General features: G+C 62.1%; 28 protein-coding genes. 27 read left to right on the plus strand and 1 reads right to left on the minus strand.

Going from position 1 to position 21565, the window contains the following annotated elements; all coding sequences use genetic code 11:
• The 8 genes from F624_RS0105890 to F624_RS33935 all read left to right on the plus strand — a co-directional run bounded on the left by F624_RS0105890 (position 1) and on the right by F624_RS33935 (position 5755).
• Positions 1 to 726 (plus strand): structural cement protein Gp24, encoded by a 726-nt coding sequence (locus F624_RS0105890; RefSeq protein ID WP_019573347.1) that lies wholly within the window; start codon positions 1 to 3, stop codon positions 724 to 726.
• Positions 727 to 813: 87 nt separating this feature from the next.
• Complete coding sequence (locus tag F624_RS0105895; protein WP_019573348.1) at positions 814 to 1914, plus strand: major capsid family protein; 1101 nt, start codon at positions 814 to 816, stop codon at positions 1912 to 1914.
• Between the two features lie 109 nt (positions 1915 to 2023).
• On the plus strand, positions 2024 to 2398 hold the full coding sequence (locus tag F624_RS0105900) for a hypothetical protein (RefSeq protein WP_019573349.1): 375 nt from the start codon (positions 2024 to 2026) through the stop codon (positions 2396 to 2398).
• 6 nt (positions 2399 to 2404) lie between these two features.
• On the plus strand, positions 2405 to 2845 hold the full coding sequence (locus F624_RS0105905; RefSeq protein ID WP_084679424.1) for a DUF4054 domain-containing protein: 441 nt from the start codon (positions 2405 to 2407) through the stop codon (positions 2843 to 2845).
• Positions 2845 to 3393: a hypothetical protein gene (locus F624_RS33255; RefSeq protein WP_019573351.1), complete on the plus strand. Its 549-nt coding sequence runs from the start codon at positions 2845 to 2847 to the stop codon at positions 3391 to 3393. The genes F624_RS0105905 and F624_RS33255 overlap by 1 nt, the downstream gene beginning before the upstream one ends.
• Positions 3390 to 3776: a hypothetical protein gene (locus F624_RS0105915; protein WP_019573352.1), complete on the plus strand. Its 387-nt coding sequence runs from the start codon at positions 3390 to 3392 to the stop codon at positions 3774 to 3776. Before F624_RS33255 ends, F624_RS0105915 begins: the two co-directional genes overlap by 4 nt.
• Positions 3773 to 4303 (plus strand): phage neck terminator protein, encoded by a 531-nt coding sequence (locus F624_RS0105920; protein WP_019573353.1) that lies wholly within the window; start codon positions 3773 to 3775, stop codon positions 4301 to 4303. The genes F624_RS0105915 and F624_RS0105920 overlap by 4 nt, the downstream gene beginning before the upstream one ends.
• Positions 4304 to 4363: 60 nt before the next feature.
• Positions 4364 to 5755 carry an SGNH/GDSL hydrolase family protein gene (locus F624_RS33935; protein ID WP_157443342.1) on the plus strand — a complete coding sequence of 464 codons (1392 nt, stop codon included), beginning with the start codon at positions 4364 to 4366 and terminating at the stop codon, positions 5753 to 5755.
• 225 nt (positions 5756 to 5980) lie between these two features.
• Here the strand turns inward: F624_RS33935 and F624_RS34710 are convergent, their stop codons facing one another.
• Positions 5981 to 6607, minus strand: coding sequence for a hypothetical protein (locus tag F624_RS34710; protein ID WP_157443343.1), 627 nt, complete (start codon positions 6605 to 6607; stop codon positions 5981 to 5983).
• A 109-nt stretch (positions 6608 to 6716) separates the two neighbouring features.
• On the opposite strand from F624_RS34710, the gene F624_RS0105930 reads away from it, so the two are divergent.
• The 19 genes from F624_RS0105930 to F624_RS32215 all read left to right on the plus strand — a co-directional run bounded on the left by F624_RS0105930 (position 6717) and on the right by F624_RS32215 (position 21561).
• On the plus strand, positions 6717 to 8195 hold the full coding sequence (locus F624_RS0105930; RefSeq protein WP_031254248.1) for a DUF3383 domain-containing protein: 1479 nt from the start codon (positions 6717 to 6719) through the stop codon (positions 8193 to 8195).
• Between the two features lie 123 nt (positions 8196 to 8318).
• Complete coding sequence (locus F624_RS0105935) at positions 8319 to 8819, plus strand: Rha family transcriptional regulator (RefSeq protein WP_019573356.1); 501 nt, start codon at positions 8319 to 8321, stop codon at positions 8817 to 8819.
• 83 nt (positions 8820 to 8902) lie between these two features.
• Positions 8903 to 9334, plus strand: coding sequence for a phage tail fiber protein (locus tag F624_RS0105940; protein WP_019573357.1), 432 nt, complete (start codon positions 8903 to 8905; stop codon positions 9332 to 9334).
• A 1-nt stretch (position 9335) separates the two neighbouring features.
• Positions 9336 to 9737 carry a phage tail assembly chaperone gene (locus tag F624_RS0105945; protein WP_019573358.1) on the plus strand — a complete coding sequence of 134 codons (402 nt, stop codon included), beginning with the start codon at positions 9336 to 9338 and terminating at the stop codon, positions 9735 to 9737.
• 11 nt (positions 9738 to 9748) lie between these two features.
• Entirely contained in the window at positions 9749 to 9946 is a 198-nt protein-coding gene (locus F624_RS0105950; RefSeq protein ID WP_019573359.1) for a hypothetical protein, read from the plus strand.
• A complete protein-coding gene (locus tag F624_RS35505; protein ID WP_019573360.1) occupies positions 9946 to 11625 on the plus strand; it encodes a hypothetical protein in 1680 nt (559 codons plus the stop codon). The genes F624_RS0105950 and F624_RS35505 overlap by 1 nt, the downstream gene beginning before the upstream one ends.
• A 1-nt stretch (position 11626) precedes the next feature.
• Positions 11627 to 12259: a phage baseplate protein gene (locus F624_RS0105960; RefSeq protein ID WP_157443344.1), complete on the plus strand. Its 633-nt coding sequence runs from the start codon at positions 11627 to 11629 to the stop codon at positions 12257 to 12259.
• On the plus strand, positions 12259 to 12561 hold the full coding sequence (locus tag F624_RS0105965) for a phage baseplate plug family protein (protein ID WP_019573362.1): 303 nt from the start codon (positions 12259 to 12261) through the stop codon (positions 12559 to 12561). The genes F624_RS0105960 and F624_RS0105965 overlap by 1 nt, the downstream gene beginning before the upstream one ends.
• Positions 12558 to 13427: a baseplate hub protein gene (locus F624_RS0105970; RefSeq protein ID WP_019573363.1), complete on the plus strand. Its 870-nt coding sequence runs from the start codon at positions 12558 to 12560 to the stop codon at positions 13425 to 13427. The genes F624_RS0105965 and F624_RS0105970 overlap by 4 nt, the downstream gene beginning before the upstream one ends.
• On the plus strand, positions 13414 to 14127 hold the full coding sequence (locus F624_RS32200) for a Gp138 family membrane-puncturing spike protein (RefSeq protein WP_019573364.1): 714 nt from the start codon (positions 13414 to 13416) through the stop codon (positions 14125 to 14127). Before F624_RS0105970 ends, F624_RS32200 begins: the two co-directional genes overlap by 14 nt.
• Positions 14124 to 14663: a hypothetical protein gene (locus F624_RS0105980; RefSeq protein WP_019573365.1), complete on the plus strand. Its 540-nt coding sequence runs from the start codon at positions 14124 to 14126 to the stop codon at positions 14661 to 14663. The genes F624_RS32200 and F624_RS0105980 overlap by 4 nt, the downstream gene beginning before the upstream one ends.
• A 55-nt stretch (positions 14664 to 14718) precedes the next feature.
• Entirely contained in the window at positions 14719 to 15939 is a 1221-nt protein-coding gene (locus F624_RS0105985) for a baseplate J/gp47 family protein (RefSeq protein ID WP_019573366.1), read from the plus strand.
• A 1-nt stretch (position 15940) separates the two neighbouring features.
• Positions 15941 to 16603, plus strand: a complete 663-nt coding sequence (locus tag F624_RS0105990) for a DUF2612 domain-containing protein (RefSeq protein ID WP_019573367.1) — start codon at positions 15941 to 15943, stop codon at positions 16601 to 16603.
• The gene (locus tag F624_RS33260; RefSeq protein ID WP_019573368.1) at positions 16590 to 17696 is read left to right on the plus strand and encodes a hypothetical protein; all 1107 of its coding nucleotides are present in this window, start codon (positions 16590 to 16592) and stop codon (positions 17694 to 17696) included. Before F624_RS0105990 ends, F624_RS33260 begins: the two co-directional genes overlap by 14 nt.
• Positions 17697 to 17705: 9 nt before the next feature.
• Positions 17706 to 18182 carry a hypothetical protein gene (locus F624_RS32205; RefSeq protein WP_019573369.1) on the plus strand — a complete coding sequence of 159 codons (477 nt, stop codon included), beginning with the start codon at positions 17706 to 17708 and terminating at the stop codon, positions 18180 to 18182.
• A 2-nt stretch (positions 18183 to 18184) separates the two neighbouring features.
• A complete protein-coding gene (locus F624_RS0106005; protein WP_019573370.1) occupies positions 18185 to 18658 on the plus strand; it encodes a contractile injection system sheath initiator in 474 nt (157 codons plus the stop codon).
• A gap of 32 nt (positions 18659 to 18690) precedes the next feature.
• Positions 18691 to 20352 (plus strand): autotransporter outer membrane beta-barrel domain-containing protein, encoded by a 1662-nt coding sequence (locus F624_RS0106010; protein WP_019573371.1) that lies wholly within the window; start codon positions 18691 to 18693, stop codon positions 20350 to 20352.
• 3 nt (positions 20353 to 20355) lie between these two features.
• A complete protein-coding gene (locus F624_RS32210) occupies positions 20356 to 20844 on the plus strand; it encodes a hypothetical protein (RefSeq protein WP_019573372.1) in 489 nt (162 codons plus the stop codon).
• A 48-nt stretch (positions 20845 to 20892) separates the two neighbouring features.
• On the plus strand, positions 20893 to 21561 hold the full coding sequence (locus tag F624_RS32215; protein WP_043425528.1) for a hypothetical protein: 669 nt from the start codon (positions 20893 to 20895) through the stop codon (positions 21559 to 21561).
• Positions 21562 to 21565 lie beyond the last annotated feature (4 nt).

Below are 21565 nucleotides of genomic sequence, written 5' to 3' on the forward strand. Positions count from 1 at the left end.
ATGGGTTTCCAAAGCACTGTCAACATCAACTACGCCTTCGGCCTGATCGGTCAGATCTACAAGGACGGCCCGACCCGTTCGCAAGAGCTGCTGATCAACTCCAACGGCGCTGCCAACGTGGTCGGCTACTTCTTCACGAAGAACGCCGCCACCAACATCGCCAGCGTGGGCGGCGTGATCACCCAGGGCGCGGCTGTCGTGACCGGCTCGATCAGCGGCACCACCCTGACCGTGACCGGCGTCACCTCTGGTGCCCTGAGCATCGGCCAGACCATCACCGGCTCGGGCGTGACCGGCAGCACCACCATCACCGGCTACGGCACGGGCGCTGGCGGCACTGGCACCTACACGGTAAGCACCTCGCAAACTGCGGCAAGCACCACGATCACCGGCGCCGGCGGCACCCCGACCGTTCTGGGCGGCATCCTGATCAGCCCCAAGAGCTACGCCGCTGTCGGCACCTCGGCTGGCGGCACCCTGGCTGCAACCCTGGCCGTGCCCGACAACACCCTGGGCGAGTTCGCCACCATGGGCGACTTCGTTGTGGCCAGCGGTACCGCTTGCAACATCGGCGACGTGTTCCAGTACAACGTGACGACCGGTGCCCTGTCCACCGTCGCCCCGGGGGCCTCGCCCAGCTCTGGCTGCGCTCTGGTGCCGAACGGCATCGTGATCGACTTCCAGAACACCGCCGCCGGCCCCGCTGCCATCCGCCTGACCAACTAAGCCACGACCTGCACCGCAGGTTGATCCCCATCCAATGAGCCCTTGCGCACTCGCTGCGCCGGGGCTCTTTTCATTTGGAACCCCAAAATGAACAAGTCTCAAGAACTGAGCTACGTCGGCCCGCGCAATGTCGGCCCCGTGGCAATGGACGCCGAGGACGTGGCCGAGTACCAGGCCCTCTCCGACATCGGCATCCAATTCCCCACCGCCAAGATCAATGCCATGGCGGCCGCGATGGACGCGACCAATCAAGGTCTCATCACCACCGCCGGCAACACCACCCCCATCCAGTTCCTGCAAGCCTGGATGCCCGGCTTTGTGCGCGTGATCACCGCTGCTCGCAAGATCGACGAGTTGATCGGCATCACCACTGTCGGCTCCTGGGAAGACGAGGAAGTCGTGCAGGGCGTGCTGGAGCCCATCGGCCAGGCGCTGCCCTACGGCGATACCACCAACGTGCCCCTGGCGTCCTGGAACACCAACTTTGAGCGCCGCACCGTCGTGCGCTTTGAAAAGGGCTTCCAGGTCGGCGTGCTGGAAGAAGAACGTGCGGCCCGCATCCGAGCCAATAGCGCCGCTGAGAAGCGCAGCGCTTGCGCTCTGGCCCTCGAAGTCCAGCGCAATGCCATCGGCTTCTATGGCTTCAACAGCGGCAACAACCGAACCTACGGCTTCCTGAACGACCCGGCCCTGCCTGCCTACTACACCGTGCCCAATGGTGCAGCTGGCTCGCCCACCTGGGCCAACAAGCAGTTTCTGGAGATCACCGCCGACATCCGGACCGCCGTGGCCACCCTGCAGACCCAATCGCAGGACACCATCAACCCGGAAACCACGCCGCTGACCCTGGCCGTTCCCACTGCCGCCTACGCTTACCTGAGCGTCACCAGCAACTACGGCAACTCGGTGCGCGAGTGGATCAAGGAAACGTTCCCGAAAATGCGCGTCGTGTCGGCTCCCCAGCTGAACGCTGCCAACGGCGGCGCCAACGTGTTCTACCTGTTCGCCGAGTCCGTGGACGATGGTGCCAGCGACGACAGCCGTGTGTTCAACCAGGTCGTGCCGGCCAAGTTCCGCGCCCTGGGCGTGGAAAAGCGCGCCAAGGCTTACGTCGAGGACTACACGAACGCCACCGCCGGCGTGATGTGCAAGCGTCCCTACGCTGTGGTCCGCGCCTCCGGCATCTGACCCACCAAGGCCGCAAGGCCTGATCCAGCCCCGGCGCCGTGCCGGGGACTTCCCCCAACAAAGCCCCGAGGCATCGAGCCCGAGGCTTTTTCATTGAGGCGTGCCCACCATGGCAAAAGCATACGTTTACAGCACCCTGGCTGCTGACACCACCTACAAAGAGTGGGTCAAGACCAGCGACCTCCACATCGAAGCCCGTTCCGTGACCATCAAGGGCGGCACCGGCGTGGCAAATGACCGCATCGTGACCCCGCTGGGCGTGCGCACCGAGATCGACGCCGAACTGGTCGAAGTCCTTAAGGCCAACGAGATTTTCAAGCTGCACCAGAAGAACGGCTTCGTGGTGATCGAAGACGTGGCCGAAGACCCCGAGAAGGTGGCTGCCGACATGACCAGCGCCGACAACAGCGCGCCCCTGACCGAGTCCAGTTTCGAGAACGCTGGCGACGCGGTTGCCAAGCCCACATCCAGCAAGAAGAAGTAAGCCGCCATGACCACGCCAGCACTTGACCCCACGGCATTCGCTGCCATGTTCCCGGCGCTGGCGTCGGTGTCCACCCCGGCCCTGGAGGGTTACTGGACCATGGCGAACGGCTACATCGCTGAAAGCTTCGCCCTGACCGGCGACCGCCTGCAGCTCGCCTTGAACCTGATGACCGCCCACCTAGCGCAGTCGTTCCAGATCATCAACGGGCCCAGCGGAAACGGGGCAGGGGGCAGCACCCCGGGCGTCGTCACCGGCGGGTCTGAGGGCAGCGTCTCGGCATCAATGGCGCCGCCGCCCACGAAATCCGGCTGGCAGTACTGGCTGGCCACCACGGCCTACGGGCAGCAACTGTGGGCGCTGCTCCAGATACGCGGCGCCGGCGGCTTCTACATCGGCGGCTCGCTTGAGCGGGCCTCGTTCCGCAAAGCTGGCGGGGTGTTTTGATGGGCAAGACGCTGAACTTCGACAAGATCAAGGCCCTCCTTGACCGCATCCCGGCTGAGTTCGCCGGCAAAGAGGCGCAGATGGGCTGGTTCCCGTCCGCCCAGTACGAGGACGGCACCCCCGTTGCCTACGTGGCGACCATTCAGGAGAACGGCGCCCCAGAGGTCAGCATCCCGCCCCGGCCCTTCCTGAAGCCCACCATCGACGCCCGCACCAAGGCCTGGACCAAGCTGCTGGAAAGCGGTGTGCGCGCCGTATCGGCTGGCCGGGCAACCGCTGATCAGGTGTTTGAAGGCGTGGGCCTGCAGATGGCCGGCGACACCAAGGCGCAAATTGCCAGCAACGCTGTCGAGCCCCTGAGCCCTACAACCCTGGTCCTGCGCAAGTGGCGCCGTGAGGGCCTGCCCATTAACGGCAAGACGGTCGGCCAAGCCGCCGCCGCCTACGCTGAAGACCCAAGCATCATCGACGGCGTGCCCAGCGATCCCCTGCAGGACACCGGCCTCATGGTTGCCACCCTCACGAACGCAGTCGGGAAAACGGAATGATCAACCTCCGGGCCCTGGCCAACACCACGATCCAAGCGATCAACCCGAACATCAGCGTCACCTGGGTGCAGGCCAACGGCTACACCACGAACGCCGATTTCAGCCGCACGCCGACCACGACCAGCACCACGGTGCAGGCCAACGTGCAAGGCCTGTCGGGCCGCGACCTGCAGCACGTCGAGGGCCTGAACATTCAGGGCGTCATGCGCTCGGTGCACCTCTACGGCAACGTGCAGGGCGTCGTGCGCGACAACCAGAAGGGTGGCGACATCCTGCAATTCCCCGAGGTGCCCGGCGGCCCTGTTAAAGACTGGCGCGTCATATCGGTCATGGAGACATGGCCCACCTGGGCGCGCGTCCTCGTCTGCCTGCAATCCACATGACCACCACGACCATCTCCATCACCGAAGCGCAGGTCGTTACGGCTGTGGGCCAGTTCCTGCAATCGGTGCTGCCTGCCGGTACTGAGGTGATCAAGACCCAGGGCAACGGCGTGCCGATGCCGAAGGGTGCCTTCGTGGCGATGACCTTTTCGGCCTCGCGGCGCTTGTCCACCAACGTGGCCGCCTACACATCCGGCGCGCCCGGGTCGAAGGCAGTGCAGATGCTGTCCGAGTTCCCGATCCAACTGGACTTCTACGGCCCCCAGGCAGGAGATTGGGCCAACACCGTGCAGGCGCTGTGGCGCGATGAGTTCGCCACCGATGCCTTCCCGGACGGGATCGTCCCGGCCTATGCCGATGACCCCATCCAGATTCCGCTCGTGACGGGCGAGCAGACGTGGCTGGAGCGCTGGAAGCTTTCCGCCGTGCTGCAGATCACCCCCGTCGTGACCGTGTCGCAGGAGTCAGCCACAGCCCTGCAGATCGACCTGATCGAGGTCGACACCCACTTCCCGCCGACTCCCTGAGTCACCCCACCTTCAAACCCCAAGCCCGCCGAGTGCGGGCTTTTGCATTTCGAGGCCTCTATGACCGCCACCATTCAAAAAGACTTCTACGGGTTCATCGTGGACGACACCGGGAAGGTGATCGGCGCCGTGAACCGCTTCGGTGTGCCGACGCCTATTGGCTCGATCCCCGATGCCTCGTTTTCGGCCTCTGCTGATACCTGGCTGGCAAATGGCGGGCATGCCAAGCAGCACGCTACTTTGGGGCTGAACGGTGGATTTATGTTTGGCAACGCCCCAAATCGAAACCGGATCATCCTCATTGGAGATTCGAAAACGGCAATGAATGGCGGCACATCGATTGCAACGCCAGTTCAGGCGCTGGGGGCCTCCTACGATTGCAAGGGGCAATTCAATCAAGCCAACTTTCTACTGAATCATGCATTCGAGGTGGTTGGCAATGCTGGAATTGGTGGGCAAAAATCTGGGCAAATCCTTGCCAGATTCCAAACTGATGTTCTTTCCAGGCCGTCTGAGTGGGTCTGCGGCTTGGCTGGCACAAACGATTCTTCTGCTTCAGATACGGGAAACTCCAGCACCACTGATGTGAACATCATTGCGATGTGGGATCAGGCTGTCGCCGCTGGCCGCCGCGTACTTTGGTACACCATTCCGCCAAAGACAGTTGCAGCCGATGCTGAAAACCAGTATCACATGCAGATCAACCGTCTTCTGAAAATCGCTGCAGCGCGACGCCCCAATGTCGTGCTTGTTTCTCAAGAGTCTGCCACGCTGGATATTTCAACCACGTTCAAAGCGCTTTCCACAGCCCTTACTGACGGTACGCATGAATCTCCGATTGGCGCGGCACTTGAAGGCCGTTTGATTGCGGATGCTGTCCGCCCGTATATCAGCACCGTGAATCCTTGGCTTGCGCAAAGCAACGGCGATACGGACAACCTTCTTACAAACCCCATGCTGTATGGGGCTGGCTCGGCAACGCCTACGGGCTGGAATAAGCAGGGGACGCCGACAATCTCCTATGTTGCTGCCACGGATGGTTTCGCCTATCCATGGTGTCAACTGAATGTCCCGAATGGAACAACTACCGGTCAGGGGCTCACATCGAACGTATCCATCGGCTCCAGCCTGGCAATTGGCGATACCGTGATCGGTGTTGTTGAGTTTGCAGGTGATAGCTATGACTCTGCCGCAGCAGCAAACACCCAAGGTATCTGCCTGAAAGTCCAGGCCTATAACGGATCTTCATTCTTCGCCTCGGCCAGTGATCTTTACTGGGACAGCACCTACGCAAATTACACCTTGCAAGGTCCTGGTGTTTTTCAGACTCCTCCCTTTGTTGTTCCCGCCGGGACAACTGTGCTCCAGTTGTATTTGGCGATCACCGGTGGTGGCAACTATCGGATCCGACGAGCTGCTATTCGCAACCTGACCAAGCTTGGTCTGGCCTGATTGCCAGTTAACCCATCTGGTGACCTAGCTCCACCCAGGCCCGCGCCCCACAAGCCCCGGCGCGGCGCCCTCACATTCCGGGCGCCACTCGGGCGCATGACACACAACCCGCCTCTGAGCGGGTTTTCTTTTGCCCGCATCAGTGGGCCATTCCCCACCCATTCAAACCCGCCAGCGAGCGGGTTTTTTCATTTCTGGAGTGACCCTCGATGTCCACTATCCCAATCAAGGCATATCCGGCCACCACCGGTTGTTTTTACGGATATTTTCCTTTGCGTCAATGATCTGAAGATTGGCTTCGCAATGAAGTCCGCAAACCACATCTGACTGAAGGGGGACTATGTGGTCTACATGGTGCTCAACGCCTGTTGCTTGTGAAAGCTCTCGGCTCTTCTTGTAGATATCAATGATTGCTTCTTTATTGGCCCATAGTGGAGTTGATCGGGACTTTGCAAATCGACGTCGTGCATACGAAGCATTGAGCCTGTGTTTGTTTGCTTGAGCCCACCGCTTAACCCGCGCAGTCTCTCTTTCTATATTTTTATTTCTGTACGAGACGTAGTAGTCAGGGTTTTTTGCTTTGTATTCAATTGAATATCTGCGCGAATAATCAAGATTTTCATAGTAATAAATCTTTCTCTTTTGAAGGGCGCGCTGCTTGTTCGCATCAAACCACTTCTTCGTAGCGGCTCGGTGCTTTTCTGGATTCTTCTCTCGACCACGCTTGGCAATAAGGTTGGTCGCCTCCCTGTTCTCTTTTTTGTAGGCCGACTTGCATTCCTTGCACTGGTACTGCAAACCATCCTTATTTGCTGAGCAGCGAGAAAAGTTTATTCCGTCTTTTTCGACCAAGCACTTTCGGCAAATCTTCAGCATAAATCTTGGAGTTTATTGGGTGCACCCATTTTATTAAATGGCGGCCTGAATATCAATTCCCATTACCAAACGAATAGGAATAAAAATGTCCACTATCCCCATCAGTACCGTGGTAACGGCAAATCCGTCCGTTCTCGCCGCAGCGGGCTCTGCTGTTGACCTCAACGGCGTGATCCTGACCAAGAGCCCGTACGTGCCTATCGGTACCGTGAAGTCTTTTGCTCTGGCTGACGATGTGGGCGCATTCTTCGGCCTTACGTCGACCGAATACGCGATGGCCCAGGTGTACTTCAAGGGCTACGAAGGCTGCACGAAGGTGCCGGGCAAGCTGTACTTTGCCCAGTTCAACGGCACCGATGTGGCGGGCTACCTGCGCGGCGCCACGCTGTCGCTGACCCTGACCCAACTGCAGGCCCTGAGCGGTTCCCTGACCGTCGCTGTGGACGGCACGAACAAGACCGCCGCCAGCATTTCGCTGAGCGCTGCCACTTCGTTCGCCAATGCTGCCACCATCATCGGAACCGCCCTGAGTGCTGCCGTGACCTGGGACACGACCCAGAACGCATTTGTCATCACCTCGGGCACCACGGGCGCAAGTTCGTCGGTGGGCTTTGCCACCGGTACGCTGTCCACTGCCCTGGGCCTGACCAGCGCAGCCGGTGCCGTGGTTTCCGCCGGTGCTGTGGCCGCCACCCCGGCGACCTTCATGCCGGCCCTGGCCCAACTCACTCAGAACTGGGCGCTGTTCACCACGGCCTGGGAATCGTCCCTGGATGAAGCCAAGGCCTTTGCGGCCTGGACGAATTCGGTGGCACCACGCTATGGCTACGTATCGATCGACAGCGACCCGAACGCCCTGGTGGCTGGCAGCACTTCGACCTTCGGCTACTACCTGCAGAACACCGAGTCGTCGGGCACGATCCCGGTCTACACAGGCACTGCCGATCTGGCTCACGCGGCCTTCGTGCTGGGCTTCGCCGCCTCGCTGGACTTCGACAAGACGAACGGCCGCGCCACCCTGGCATTTCGCACCCAGTCGGGTCTGACGCCTGCTGTGACCAACGCCACGAACGCCCAGGCGCTGCAGCAAAACGGCTACCTGTACTTCGGCGCCTACGCCAACGCCACGCAGCAGTTCAACTTCTTCTACTCGGGCGCGGTGTCGGGTTCGTGGACCTGGCTGGACACATACCTGAATCAGATCTGGCTCAACTCGAACATCCAGTTGGCCATGATCAAGCTTCTGATGACGGTGGGCTCGATCCCGTACAACCAGGCCGGCTACAACCTGATTGCGACAGCCTGCCAAGACCCGATCAACTCCGCGATCAACTTTGGCGCGATCCGCACCGGCGTGGCCTTGTCCACCTCGCAAGTTGCGGAAATCCAGTACGCCATTGGCCGCGACGTGAGCGCCACGATCTTCGCCAAGGGCTACTACCTGTACATCCAGCCCGCCACGGCTGCGATTCGCGTGACCCGGGCCAGCCCGAGCATGACTTTGTTCTATGCAGACGGGGGCAGCGTGCAGAGGCTCGCGCTGGCGTCCATCGAGATCCAGTGATCACAGCCCGCCACGCGCGGGCTTTCCTTTTTGCACGGCCTAGGGGGATACCCCGAAGAGGCGGACTCGTTCCCCGCCCTGGCCGCTGCATTGCCTGGAACGCGCTTTGAACGGAAGCACTTCATGCAAATCACCCCTCTTGTCACCGCTTTTGAAGGTGAGGCCCGGGCATCGTCCGAAACCATCGCGCGCGGCATCGGCATCCAGCACAAGAACGTGCTAGCCCTGCTGCGCCGGCATCAGAGCGATTTCGATGCCTTCGGAAGGGTCGCGTTTGAAACGCGGACCTTTGAAACCCGCGGGGGCAAGCAGCAACGCGAGTTCGCGCTGCTGAACGAGCACCAGGCCGGCCTGCTGATCGCCTTCATGCGCAACTCGCCCAAGGTCATCGAGTTCAAGGTTGCCCTGATCCGCGAGTTCTTCCGCATGCGTGACGAGCTGCAGCACCGCGAGCGCGGCCTGTGGCGGCAGATGCAGGAGCTGATCGCCAAAGAGGTGGAGTCCAAGGTGCGCGCATCCTTCGGCTCTCACCTGATGCTCGAGCGAAAGCGCGAGATACCCGCTCTGGAACATGAGCGCTTCGTGCTCGAGCAGCACATACAGCCACAGCTCTTCCACCACTGAACCCGGCCCAGCGCCGGGTTTCTCGTTTCTGACCCCACCCGATAGGCCCGCCATGCGCGGGCTTTCCCACTTCTGGAGCCCTCATGGCAACTCTTACTTCCGCCAATTCCACGCTGGCCCTGGCCATCACCGACATCTACCCCGCGCCCCAGTTGATCGAGGGATTCGCCACGGATGACCTGTTCAACGCCGATCCGGTGACCAACGCCGAGATCATGATGGGCGCTGACGGCAAGCTGTCGGCCGGCTTCGTCTTTGAGGCCTACAAGATGAACGTCATCTTGATGCCCACCTCGCCCAGCTTGGCCATCTTCGAGACCTGGGCCTCCACTCAGGTGGGCGCACAGGAGATCTACCCGGCCAACGGCTCGATCATCCTGCCCGGCATCAACCGCAAGTACACGCTGACCAATGGCATCCTGACCACGGTCAAGCCGTTCGCCGACGTGAAGAAGACCCTCCAGCCGATCCCCTTCGTGATCACCTGGGAAAAGATCACCCCGGAGCAGATCTGAGATGGCACGCAAAGAACTCATCATCCAGATCCAGGAAGCCGGGCGCGACCAGGGCAAGGCCTACTTCATCCGCGAGATGCCGGCCACCAAGGCCGAAAAGTGGGCCATGCGGGCCTTTCTGGCCATCGGCCGCGCCGGTATCGACATCCCCAAAGATCTGGCCGACAGCGGATTTGCCGGCATCGCCAAGATCGCCTTGGAGCTGATCTGCAAGCTTCCGTTTGAGGATGCCGAGGCGCTGATGGACGAGATGTTTGCCTGCGTGCAGGCCATCCCCAACCCGCAGAACCCCGGCATCGTCCGCCAGCTGGTGGAAGACGACATCGAGGAAATCGCCACCCGGATCAAGCTGCGCGTGGAGGTGTTCAAGTTGCACGCGGGTTTTTCCATCGCCGCCGCCTGATTGACTTCGGCGTGGCGGCTCTCGCGGCACGACCGCGCGGCCTGGTGGAGTACGAGAACCTCTCCAAGGTGGTGGGCGCCGTCGTCACGACCCGCCTGGCCACCCTCCACGAGCTCGACACGATCTACGGTGTCGAGGACATGTGGCTCCTGCTTGAGATCGCGCAGGTCAACAGCCACAACGAAAACATGATGAACAGGGGCCGGTGATGGCAACAATCGTTGACGCGCTTCTGGTCACGCTCGGGCTGGATGTCTCGGGCTACAAGAAGGGCCAGAAGGAAGCCGGCGACTCGCTGAAGAAGTTCGGCGACCGCAGCGCGGAAGAGACCAAGAAGATCGAGGCCCAGGGCAAGGCCATGGCCGAGGGGTTCAACAAGGTCAAAAACGAGATCATCTCTCTCGTCGCGATCACGTTGGGAGCCCGTGGCGTGAAGGACTTCTTCACGAACATGGTCAACGGGCAGGCGGCCCTGGCGCGGCAGGCCAAGAACCTCGGTGTGTCGGCGCGCGAGCTGGACGCCTGGGGCGCGTCTGTGGAGACGGTTGGCGGCACGGCTGAGGCCTTTCGCGGCTCCATGCAGGCCATGCAGGCCGGGTTCGAGGCCTTCAAGCTGGGCGAAAACAGCCCGGTGGTGGCCGCCTTCAGGGCCCTGAACGTCAACATCGCAGACTCGAACGGCAAGATCCGCCCGATGAAGGATTTGCTGCTGGACCTGTCCACGGCCCTGAAGGGGCTGAGCGCGCAGGACCAGATCCGGGCCGCCTCCATGCTGGGGCTCGATGAGGGCACGCTGAACCTGTTGCGCCTGGGGCGCACCGAGATTCAGGGCGTCGTTGACCAGATGTACCGGTCCTCGGGTGTGACCGAGGAAAGCACCCAGGCGGCGATCAAAGCCCAGGCCCAGTGGGCGACCTTCCGCCGCGAGCTCTACGGTGTCGGTCAGACGATCTTCGAGGCGTTGACACCGGCTCTGGAGGAATCGAACAAGGATCTGCTGAGCCTGTCTGGCTGGGTACAGACGCACAAGGGCGAGATCTCGGGGTTCTTTTCTGGCCTGGCCACGGTGATCGGCGCGATTGCCCGCGGCATCAGCGATGTGCTGGGCTTTGCCACCAGCTTGGGCGAAAAGCTGGCCACCACGTCGGTGGGCAACAAGCTCGGCGAGCTGATCGCCCGCGTGGCTGCCTACGGTGGCAGCAAGGAAGCCAACGATGCCCTGGCGGCCAATGGAGTCAAGGGATACACCAAGTCCGGTGGATCTTCTGCGCCGGCCGCGCCGGCTGCTGCCACTTCCAAGGCTGCCGCCGGTGGCAATCTTCCGCGCGGCGTGCGCAACAACAACCCTGGCAACCTGAACTTTGTCGGCCAAGAGGGCGCCACCCGTGAGGATGGCCCTGGGCGGTTCGCCAAGTTCGAGAGCATGGAAGCCGGAATCGCCGCCCTGGTGAAGCAACTCCGGATCTACGCATCCCGGGGCGTCAACACCATCAAGGCCATCGTCGAGAAGTACGCGCCGGCCAGTGAAAACGACGTCGGGGCCTACATCTCGGCGCTGACCAAGGAAACGGGGCTCAAGGCCGACGACAAGGTCGACCTGAGCAACGCCGACGTGCTCAAAGCGCTGGTTCGCGGCATCACCAACCATGAAAACGGCAAGGGCTACGTGTCTGAAGCCCAGATCACGGGCGGTATCCGCGTCGGAGCGGCTGCAGCCAATCCGGCGGCATCTCGCGTGGTGAACACCACGACCAACGAGACGAACGTCAACGGCCCGATCACCATCAACACCCAGGCCAAGGATGCCGGCGGCATCGCGCGTGACCTGCAATCGGCGCTGCAGCAGCAGACCAAGATGGCCGGCCTCGCGACAGCGGGACAAATCTGACATGCCACTGATCCCGTACCCCAATGTGCCCGCTGCGTCCGGGATCCCGACGATGCCAAGGCAGGCGGCAAAAGTCACGGCGCTGGCCCTGGCCTCGGCTGCCTCGTACCGCTACGGGAGCCAATTCAACGGTCCCCAGTGGCAGATCCTGGCCGAAGGTGGATCGGCAGCGATCATCCCGGACTCGGTGATCGCGTTCGAGTTCCATGGCGAAAGCCGGGTTTCGAACTACCCGGTGGAGCAGGGCGCCTTTGCCAGCTACAACAAGATCGCTAGCCCGTTTGATGCGCGCCTCGTGATCTCGTGCGGTGGGCAAGGTCAAATGACTCGCAGCGATTTCCTCGCCGCCCTGGGCAGCATGGCTGATTCGACCGACGTGTTCACCATCGTCACGCCTGACGCCTCGTTTCCCAACTGCAACTTGGTGTCGTTCGATTACCGACAGACGAGCAGCAACGGCGCAAAGTTGATCGTGGCCGCCTGCTACTTTGTCGAAGTGAGACCGACGGCCCAGGCCTCGTACCAGTCGACCAAGCAGGCGTCCGGGGCCGACCCGCAGAGCAATGGCGCCGTGTCTCCAACCAACCCGACTGCTTCTGAGCAGAACCAGATGGGCGCCGCCGGCGTGATGTGATGCAGATCATCCCTTTGCTTGCCGTTCCGGCCCAGACCCAGCTGGTGACGCTGGGCACCCAAAACTGCACCATCGCGGTCACCCAGAAATCGACAGGGCTGTTCCTTGACCTGTCGATCGATGGCGCCGCGGTGCTGCAGAGCCAGATCTGCCGCGACCGCTGCTGGATCGTGCGCCTGGCCTACTTCGGATTCTCTGGCGATCTGGCCTTCTTCGACACCCAGGGCACATCGGACCCGGAATACACCGGCCTGGGGTCGCGCTGGATCCTCTGTTACTTCCCCGCCTCCGAGATCTCATGACCTTCGTCAAACGTGCCATCAAGCTGAGCTTCAAGCTGGCCAGCGGTAGCCTGCCCAACGGGGCCGACACCCTGGACCTTGAGGGGCACCGCGTCGAGGCCATCATCGACAACCCGGGCGGCGGCCTGGCGGTGGGCAGCCTGAACATGCGCGTCTACGGCATGCGCCTGGCGGACATGAACACATTCAGCACGGATGGCCTGAACGCCCTGGCCGTACGCGGCGACTCCGTGACGGTGAGCGCCGGCAACGAGGGCGGGCAGATTCACCAGGTCTTCGAAGGCACCATCACGGCAGCCTTCATCGACTTCGCCGGCATCCCGGATGTCGCCTTCAACGTGCAAGCCCAGGCCGGCTTCCTGTTCAAGGTGAAGCCGGCTGCGCCCAACGAAGGCAAGGGCACCGTGGATGTCGCTGCCAAAATTCAAACTATCGCGGCTTCGATAGGTTTCGGCTTTAAAAACAACGGCGTCACCTCCCAGCTGTCAAACCAGTATCTCTACGGCACTGCGATTGACCAGATCCGCACCCTGGCGGATGCCGCGCGCATCGCCTGCAACATCGAAAACGGTATCGTCTCGATCTGGCCCAACAATGGCCTGTCCGATTCGACGATCTTGTCGATCTCGCCTGACAACGGCATGGTTGGCTACCCCGCCTTCACGCCCACGGGCATCGCGGTGCGCGCCGAATTCCGGCCCGAAATGCAGCTTGGCCGCACGGTGCGCGTCAAGTCCTTGATCGCCAAGGCCTGCGGCGACTGGAAGGTGCAGAGCATGCGCCACGAACTCTCGACTATGACGCCTGGCGGCCCGTGGTTCTCGACCTGCAGCCTGACTCAAAGCGGCCTCTATGTCAGCAGCTAACCCCCTTCCTGGATTTTCTGGCGCGGCTTTCGAGTCTGATGCCAACGAGCTGCAGGCGATCTTCAAGGCCCTGCTGAGCAAGGTCAGAACGTCCATCCCGGTGCAGGTGGTGGCGGTCACGAATGACGGCGGCGTGGCGCCCATCGGCTACGTGGACATCAAACCGCTGGTTTCAATGGTCACCGGCAGCCTGGACGCAATCGCCCATGGGGTGATCTACAACGTGCCCTATTTGCGCATCCAAGGCGGTGGCAATGCCGTGATCCTGGATCCCCAGGTTGGCGACATCGGCATCGCCGTGATCAGTGACCGCGACATCTCCACGGTGAAGGCCTCGAAAGCAGTTTCGCCGCCGGGCAGCTCGCGCCGACATGACCCCAGCGATGCCATCTACCTGAACAGCATCATCTCGGTGGCAGCGGCCCCGACCCAGTACGTGCGCTTCTTCGACGGCGGTATTGAAGTCGTCTCGCCCACCGAGGTGCACATTAAGGCCCCCAGCATCAAAAGCGAAGGCGATTGGGCCCACACGGGCTCCATCACCGCATCCGAAGACGTAATTGCCTCGGGCGTCAGCCTGGTGCAGCACGAGCACGGTGGCGTGGCTCGTGGCGGCGCGATGACCAGCCCGCCTGTGGTTGGCTACCCGGGCAAAAGCGCTTCTTTCTCCGCCAATTCACCAGCTGGTGCTGAGCTATGAATTCGCTCCCCGATGGGTACTACGAGTACCTGAACCTGACATTCGACTTTCTGTCGAACGGCTATTTCGCAGCGAACCCGACGGCGCACATTTTTGTGTGCGTGCGTCAGGATCCTGCTTTGGTCGGCAAGCAGATCAGAGGGCAGGGCATTGTTCTGGGGAACGTGTCCTTGGCGCCCGGCGGCACGCCGTTCTTCCCGTCAACCCAGATTGAGACCTGGTGCAACGGCATCTACCCAGGCAGCTACCTGCTGTCGGCTCCTGGCGCGCCGCCGATCCTGGAAGACGGGGTGATCTACACCTTCCAGATCTTCACGCATGTGACCCCGGATCGGTCGGTCCAAACGATCCGGTACCGGGTCTGGCAGGGGTCATCAATGCTCTACGACTCAGGCAACGTCACAGACCCGAACCAGTATTTCGACCCTGCGCACAGCGGGGCGTATGCCGGCCATGTGTTTGACACCTCCACCGACCCGGGTTGGGGTTTCACGATCGACAACGTGTTCCTTTCGACCACGGCGCCAACGGTCTGACCCTCACCGCTCCGAAGCCAAACCGCCCCAGAGGCGGTTTTTTCATTTCTGCCCCATGAGCACCACCAATGTCCCAAGCGTTTCATTCACCAGCGCAGGGGTATCCCTACCGCTGGAATCCGCCATCCTGGCCGGGGTGCAGGCTGATATCGATGCTGCCTTTGGTGGCGGCGTCAATCCCGACCTGACGACTCCACAGGGCCAACTGGCCCAGAGCATGACGGCCATCATCGGCGACAAAAACGACCAGATCGCCGAGATCTCCAACCAGGTGAACCCGGACGTGGCCACCGGCCGCTGGCAGGATGCCCTGGGCCGGATCTATTTTCTGGAGCGCGTCCCGGCATCGGGCACCGTGGTATCCGCCACCGTTTCGGGTGTGCCCGGCACTGTGATCCCTTCGGGTGCTGTGGCCCAGGACACCAACGGATACCGCTACACCTGCACAGCCGAGGTCACGATCGGCAGCACCGGGTCGGTCACGGCCCAGTTCCAGAACCTGCAGACCGGGCCCATCCCGTGCGCGGCCGGCGCGCTGAGCACGATCTATGCGGCCGTCATTGGCTGGGAATCGATCACCAACGCTGCCGCGGGCTACCTCGGCACAGACGTGGAAAGCCGGGCGGCATTTGAAACCCGGCGCCGCGCCTCTGTGGCGGCCAATGCCACGGCCAGCCCTCAGTCGGTACTGGGCAAGGTTCTGGCGGTCTCCAACGTCGTGGACGCCTATGTCTACGACAACCCCACGAACGGCACCGTCTCTGTGGGGGCGACTGCCTACCCAGTGGCCGCGCACTCGCTGTGCGTCTCGGTGGCGGGCGGTACCGCTGCTGATATTGCGGCGGCCATCTTCACCAAGAAGTCGGCCGGCTGCGGGTACACGGGCAACACCAGCCACCCGATTGAGGTGACCAGCGGCTACGCGCCGCCTTACCCGACCTACACCGTGACTTGGCTGACACCCACGGCTACGCCGGCCTACTTCACCGTCCAGATTGCGGCAGACGACAACCTGCCAGGGAACATTCAGGACCTCGTGAAGGCGGCCATCGTCTCGGCCTTCAACGGAGAGGACGGCGGCCAGCGCGCACGCATCGGCTCCACGACCTACGCCGGCCGGTACTACGCAGGGGTGGCAGGCACGAACCCCAATGTGCAGATCCTGTCGATCCTGATGGGCACTAACTCGGCCGCGCAGAGCGCCACGTCTTTGTCGTTCGGCATCGATCAGCTGCCAACGATCAGCGCCTCCAACATCACCGTACTGCTGGTCTGACATGCAAAACGTCAAACAGACGATCCTGGCCCAGTTCGCGAACAGCCCGACCCTGGTCGCGCTGATCAACGACTTCAACACCTGGATCGACCCCTCTGCGGACATCGATGAGTTCTACGACACCATCTGGAACGTGGACACCGCGACTGGCTACGGCCTGGATGTCTGGGGCCGCATCGTCGGCGTGACGCGGGGGCTGAAGCAGGCCAGTTCGGGAAGCTTCTTCGGGTTCTCTGAAGGCTCGGGCCAGCCATTCGGCCAAGCGCCGTTCTACCCGGGCAAGGCCACCATTGCCAACGTCACGCTGGGCGATGACACCTACCGACAGCTGATCCTGCTGAAGGCGGCGGCCAACATCAGCAACTGCACGATCCCGGCGATCAATTCGATGCTGCAGACGCTGTTCTCCGGGCGCGGCCGGTGCTACGCCCAGGACTCGGGCGACATGACCATGCGGCTCGTTTTTGAGTTCGCGCTGACCGACACCGATCTGTCGATCCTGCTCTATTCCGGCGTGCTGCCCAGGCCTGCCGGCGTCCTTTTGACCGTCATCCAGATCTCGACCTCGGCCACCTTCGGGTTTTCTGAGGCCGGCTCCGTTTCCCAGCCATTCGGCCAGGGCTCTTTCTTCTCTAAAGCGCAGATCCAAAATGCAACTGTCTAGCCCCCCCACCAGGATTCCTGTCCCGTTTGCAATCTCGGGGCTGAAGAACACCATCCCACTGACCACGGCTGGCATCACGACCCCGGGCCAGGCCTCGTTCGATGTCGGCTTCCCAGCCCTGACCATGCAGCCCACCAGTTCGGGCGGCATTCCGCCGCAGGGCCAGGACTTCAACGGTGTGCTGTACGCGCTGAGCGCCGTCGCGCGCTGGAGCTGCGCGGGCGGTATCTATAGCTATAACGCCACTTTCGCGAACAACTCCAACGTCGGCGGCTATCCAAAATTGGCCATCCTAGCCAAGGCAGCTGGGACGGGCTACTGGGTCAATACGCTCGATGGGAACACCTCGGACCCAGATGCGTCCGGTGCCGGCTGGTCTGACCTGCTCGCATTTTTGACTGCAGGCGGATCAAGCGCCACAGGGGGAAGCACGAACACCTATTCGTCGTCGACCGTGCTGACCTACGGCACTGACGTCGGCAACCTGATCCTGGTGGCGGGCGCCGGCGGCACCATGACGCTGCCTCTTGCGAACACCACGGCTGTCGGCAACAACGAAATCGCGTTTGCTGTGCAGGGCGGTTCGGCCATCATCACGGCCCCCGCCGGAAACACCATCACCATGGGCAGCCAGACGGGCCTGTCCTCGTTCACGTTGACCGGCGCCGATTGGTGCATCGTGAAAGCGATCTCGTCGACGGTCTGGGTGGTGAAACTCGGCACTCCGCTGCTCGCAAAATCCAATGCGTTTCTGGCCGGTCGGCAGGGGTTCACCAAGCAGATTTCTGTCAGCTGGTCATCGGGCTCCACGGTCAACAACGTGTTGTCGTTCACCGCCCCTTGTGACGGAAAGGTAATGGCGATTTCTTCGGTGTCGATCAACACCGGTAGCCAGAACTTGACGGCGGCGATCTCGATCAACGGCACCCAGTACGGGTATTCGTTCGTCGCCACGACCATGGTCGACATGGGGGTTGCTTCGGTAACCGCTAACACAACGGTCACGATTGTCCAGGCCGTCACAGCAGGCTCTACGCCGCCCTCCAGTTTGGCTGACATGCAGCTGGCCTACGTTTTCGTTCCTGCCCAGTGAGGATTCACGATGTTCCATTCCCTGCGTTTCAACCCATCCAGCGGCGACGTGCTCAACCAAGTGATCTCCAGCGAGCCGCCGGCCGCCATCGACGATGATCAGATCGCTGTCACAGCCGAAGAATGGGAGGCCTGGCGTGAGTACCGCGTGGAATCCGGAAAGCTTGTCAAGCTGGATTCGGCCACCGTCTCGGCTCAACGCATCAGCGCCTTTCTGGCTGACGCCTCTGCGACCCTTGAGGCCAAAGTCGATGCCGTGGCCGCGGCCTGGGGCTACAAGGACGGCGCCACGCTGGCAAGCTGGGCCACTTCGGCCGTCAAGGCATGGGCGGCTGATGCCAAGGCGTTTGTGGCCTGGCGTGATGCCGTGTGGACGGCCTACCTTGCCGCCGCAGCCAAAATCCAGTCTGGAAAATCCGACCTGCCGGCCAGCGCCGCCGACCTGCTGGCGACTCTGCCTGCAGCGCCTGCCAAGCCTGGAGCCTGACCATGCCCAAGACCCTGCTGCTCGACCAGACGGCGTGGGACTTGGTGCTGGATGCCTCGGGCAACATCGCCCTGGCTGATGAGCCCTACGCCATTGCCCAGGACGTCGCGTCGGCGATCCGCACGTTCCTCGGTGAATGCTGGTACGACACGAGCCTGGGCATGCCCCACTGGCAGAGCATCCTGGGCAAGTTGCCACCGCCGGCCTACATCAAGTCCCAACTGGAGAAGGTGGCCGAAAGCGTGACCGGCGTGGTCTCGGCCACGGCCACGATCACCGGGTTCGCTGACCGCGCAATCCAGGGCCAGATCAACATCACCGACAGCCGCGGACTGACCTATACGCTGTCGATGGCCGCGGCCACCACGACCGATTCCGTCACCGCCTCCTGGGTGCTGGTCAACGGCCTGGATCAGACCGTCATCGCCTACCAATCCGCCAGCGGCGGGTATCCCACTGTCGTCACGGGCTCTTGAGCCCATCCCTCTGGCCCTCGGGCCCCAATCCCATGAGCACCACTCGCCTCATCGCATTCGACCCGGCGACGACCATCAACGCCAACGATGTCATTTACATCGCACAGGACAACGCCGAAAAGAAGCTGACCTTCTCGGCGATGGCCGCCGCCGTGGCTGCAGCCTTCCCGCCAGGGCAGGGCGCTTACACGACCACGACCGCCGACTTCGTTCAGCCGGTCGCGCTGTCTAACGTGACGGTCCAGGTCGTCAGCACCGCATGGATGGCGGCCCAAGAGTCCACATTTATCGCCGGCGGCGGCTACTACCGCGTTGTCTCGATCCCCGACTCGACCCATGTCGTGCTCCAAAATCTGGGCATCACCGGAAACGCAGCGCCGACCTCTACTGTCTCATCTGGGGCCAGGGTTGTCGCTGCTGGCGAAAAGGGCCCCGCCGGCGCCGGCACACCGGGAGACGCCGCCACGATTTCCATCGGCACCATCACTACCTTGGCACCTGGTGCATCGGCCACCGTCGCCAACGTCGGAACCAGTTCTGCGGCAGTGCTGAATTTCGGCATTCCCCAAGGGGCAACGGGCGCAACGGGTGGAATCTCCGGCGGAACGCTGACCGGCGCCCTGAACGCGAATGCTCCGGCCACTCTGGCCAGCGCGGCCACGGTGGCCATCGGTGCTGCGGCTTCGAACATCGTATTCATCACCGGCACCACGGCAATCACGGCGTTCGACACCATTGCGGCCGGCGCCGAACGCGAGGTGCAGTTTTCTGGAGCGATGATCCTCACCCACAACGCCACCAGCCTGATCCTGCCCGGCGCCTCCAGCATCACCACCGAGGCCGGCGACGTGGCGGTATTTCGCAGTCTGGGCGGCGGCAACTGGAAATGCGTCAGCTACACCCGAGCCAGCGGGCAGGCTCTTGTCGCCTCTTCAGCTTCATCTGGCAATCGGAATTTTGTGATCAATGGGCTGATGGAGGTGGCCCAGCGCGGCACCTCGTTTGCTCTGACGAATACGCCGACATACACGCTTGATCGGTGGTCCGCTTTCGTCGCTGCGGGTTCAGCGGATGCGAGTTTGAGTCGCGTCACTGCAGGTTTGACCGGATATGCCTATGCGGCCAAGCTGCAGCGCACCTCTGGCAGTAACAACACAAACTCAATTGCCGCAGTTCAGGCGCTGGAGTCAATTGACTCTATCTCTCTCGCTGGAAAGACTGTCACCATTTCTGGCCGCTTCAAGGTAGGCGCCAATTACAGCGGTGTGAATGCATACCTCTCACTGATCACCGGTACTGGAACAGATCAGGCCGCCAATGGCATTTATTCGGGGTCATGGACCGGATGGGCCCAATCTGCTCTGACGCTAGTGGGATTGACGACAACTTGGCGGCAATTCAGCCAAGTGGTTTCAATTCCTGCGGGGACAACGCAGATAGGCCTCGGTGCGTGGTTTATTCCATCCGGCACTGCCGGTGCAGACGATTCTTTTTATGTTACCGACATCCGAATTGACGTAGGCACCAATCCTGGCACTTCAGACGCCCCCAGCATCGCCACGGAGATCGCAATCTGCCGGCGGTACACGCAGGTTTATGCGACCGCGCAGAACACAGCTGACTTGGCTTATCAGATGCGCACCACGCCGACCCAATCGGGCTCAGGCCCATACCTCTACTCTGCGGAGTTGTGATCAATGACCAGCTATCAACTGCTTCTCAGCGGATGTGTTCAGCGCGGTGATGGCGCCATCATTCCCAGCGATGAGGCCAACACCGACTACCAGGCGTTTCTGGCTTGGATGGCCGATGGCAACAGGCCCGCACCGGTACCAGTGCCGACTCTTGCAGAGGCGCGAGCCCTGCAGGTGCAAGCCATCAATGACGCCTGCCAGGCCGCCCTGGCAACCATCACCGCGCCGTACCCGCCAAGCGAGGCCCTGACGTGGGACCAGCAACTGGCAGAGGCTCAGGCCTACGCCGCAAGCAGTTCGGCCAGCACGCCGATGCTGTCGGCGATCTGCGTGGCGAGTGGCAAAGCTCTGGCCGAGCTGGCGGCCCGCGTCCTGGCCCTGAACGCCCAGTTCAAGGCCGCCGTGGGCGCGGCGATCGGAAAGCGCCAGGCCCTGACGGCTCAGATCAAAGCTGCCACGACTGTTGAAGAGGTTCAGGCCATCGCCTGGTAACCCCCACCCCCCCCAGCAAACCAGGGCCGCCCGCGAGGCGGCTTTTTCATGTCCAAATTCATGCGCTTGATTGCCGCAGGCTTGGCCCTGCTCGTCATTTTTGCCCTGCCTGCGTGCGGCGGCGGCGATTCCGCTCCGCGGCCCATCCCCATTCCTGACGCGACTGTCCTGCCCGCCAATGCCAAAACGGTCTTGGCGGAACTGCCGGATGGGTTTCACCAGAACACCCTGGTGACGCTGACCCTCACCAGCAACGGCTATTTCGCGGCCAACCCCACCGGGCACTGTGCCCTGGTGGCCCGAGCCGATCTCTCGGCAACGCAGACCGTCATCACGGGGCAGGGCCTCGCGATCGGCAACGTCTCCGAGACGTTCAACGGCAACCCGGTCACGCCGGCCGCTCAGATTGAGGTCTGGGGCTACACGCCTTCGGCCTATGGCCACCTGCTGGCTCCCAGTGCTGCGGCTCCGGTGTTGCGCGATGGTGTGCCCTATACGTTCCGATTCTGGAGTCACATCGACCAGCCCGGCGCCGTGCCGACCGTGCGCATGACCATCGTCCAGGCTGGATCAGTGATCTACGACACCGGCCCGGTGATCGACTCATCGCACGGGTTTGACGTGACCAAAAACGGCCTCTGGTTCGCGCATGTGTTCGACAACGCCGCCTCGGGCTGGTCGATCTCGCTGACCGACATTTCTGTTTCGTTTGACTGAGGAC

Origin of the sequence: Curvibacter lanceolatus ATCC 14669 (assembly GCF_000381265.1) — a bacterium.
In the GTDB taxonomy this organism is placed as follows: Bacteria; Pseudomonadota; Gammaproteobacteria; order Burkholderiales; family Burkholderiaceae_C; genus Curvibacter; species Curvibacter lanceolatus.

Coding starts and splice junctions, on each gene's coding strand:
- F624_RS0105985 (WP_019573366.1), top strand. CDS start 14,719: ATGAGCACCACCAATGTCCCAAGCGTTTCATTCACCAGCGCAGGGGTA.
- F624_RS0105920 (WP_019573353.1), top strand. CDS start 3,773: ATGACCACCACGACCATCTCCATCACCGAAGCGCAGGTCGTTACGGCT.
- F624_RS0105940 (WP_019573357.1), top strand. CDS start 8,903: ATGGCAACTCTTACTTCCGCCAATTCCACGCTGGCCCTGGCCATCACC.
- F624_RS0106005 (WP_019573370.1), top strand. CDS start 18,185: ATGCCCAAGACCCTGCTGCTCGACCAGACGGCGTGGGACTTGGTGCTG.
- F624_RS0105900 (WP_019573349.1), top strand. CDS start 2,024: ATGGCAAAAGCATACGTTTACAGCACCCTGGCTGCTGACACCACCTAC.
- F624_RS33255 (WP_019573351.1), top strand. CDS start 2,845: ATGGGCAAGACGCTGAACTTCGACAAGATCAAGGCCCTCCTTGACCGC.
- F624_RS0105945 (WP_019573358.1), top strand. CDS start 9,336: ATGGCACGCAAAGAACTCATCATCCAGATCCAGGAAGCCGGGCGCGAC.
- F624_RS0105905 (WP_084679424.1), top strand. CDS start 2,405: ATGACCACGCCAGCACTTGACCCCACGGCATTCGCTGCCATGTTCCCG.
- F624_RS0106010 (WP_019573371.1), top strand. CDS start 18,691: ATGAGCACCACTCGCCTCATCGCATTCGACCCGGCGACGACCATCAAC.
- F624_RS0105965 (WP_019573362.1), top strand. CDS start 12,259: ATGCAGATCATCCCTTTGCTTGCCGTTCCGGCCCAGACCCAGCTGGTG.
- F624_RS32205 (WP_019573369.1), top strand. CDS start 17,706: ATGTTCCATTCCCTGCGTTTCAACCCATCCAGCGGCGACGTGCTCAAC.
- F624_RS0105935 (WP_019573356.1), top strand. CDS start 8,319: ATGCAAATCACCCCTCTTGTCACCGCTTTTGAAGGTGAGGCCCGGGCA.
- F624_RS32200 (WP_019573364.1), top strand. CDS start 13,414: ATGTCAGCAGCTAACCCCCTTCCTGGATTTTCTGGCGCGGCTTTCGAG.
- F624_RS0105980 (WP_019573365.1), top strand. CDS start 14,124: ATGAATTCGCTCCCCGATGGGTACTACGAGTACCTGAACCTGACATTC.
- F624_RS0105895 (WP_019573348.1), top strand. CDS start 814: ATGAACAAGTCTCAAGAACTGAGCTACGTCGGCCCGCGCAATGTCGGC.
- F624_RS0105960 (WP_157443344.1), top strand. CDS start 11,627: ATGCCACTGATCCCGTACCCCAATGTGCCCGCTGCGTCCGGGATCCCG.
- F624_RS0105990 (WP_019573367.1), top strand. CDS start 15,941: ATGCAAAACGTCAAACAGACGATCCTGGCCCAGTTCGCGAACAGCCCG.
- F624_RS0105970 (WP_019573363.1), top strand. CDS start 12,558: ATGACCTTCGTCAAACGTGCCATCAAGCTGAGCTTCAAGCTGGCCAGC.
- F624_RS33935 (WP_157443342.1), top strand. CDS start 4,364: ATGACCGCCACCATTCAAAAAGACTTCTACGGGTTCATCGTGGACGAC.
- F624_RS35505 (WP_019573360.1), top strand. CDS start 9,946: ATGGCAACAATCGTTGACGCGCTTCTGGTCACGCTCGGGCTGGATGTC.
- F624_RS0105930 (WP_031254248.1), top strand. CDS start 6,717: ATGTCCACTATCCCCATCAGTACCGTGGTAACGGCAAATCCGTCCGTT.
- F624_RS33260 (WP_019573368.1), top strand. CDS start 16,590: ATGCAACTGTCTAGCCCCCCCACCAGGATTCCTGTCCCGTTTGCAATC.
- F624_RS32215 (WP_043425528.1), top strand. CDS start 20,893: ATGTCCAAATTCATGCGCTTGATTGCCGCAGGCTTGGCCCTGCTCGTC.
- F624_RS0105890 (WP_019573347.1), top strand. CDS start 1: ATGGGTTTCCAAAGCACTGTCAACATCAACTACGCCTTCGGCCTGATC.
- F624_RS0105915 (WP_019573352.1), top strand. CDS start 3,390: ATGATCAACCTCCGGGCCCTGGCCAACACCACGATCCAAGCGATCAAC.
- F624_RS32210 (WP_019573372.1), top strand. CDS start 20,356: ATGACCAGCTATCAACTGCTTCTCAGCGGATGTGTTCAGCGCGGTGAT.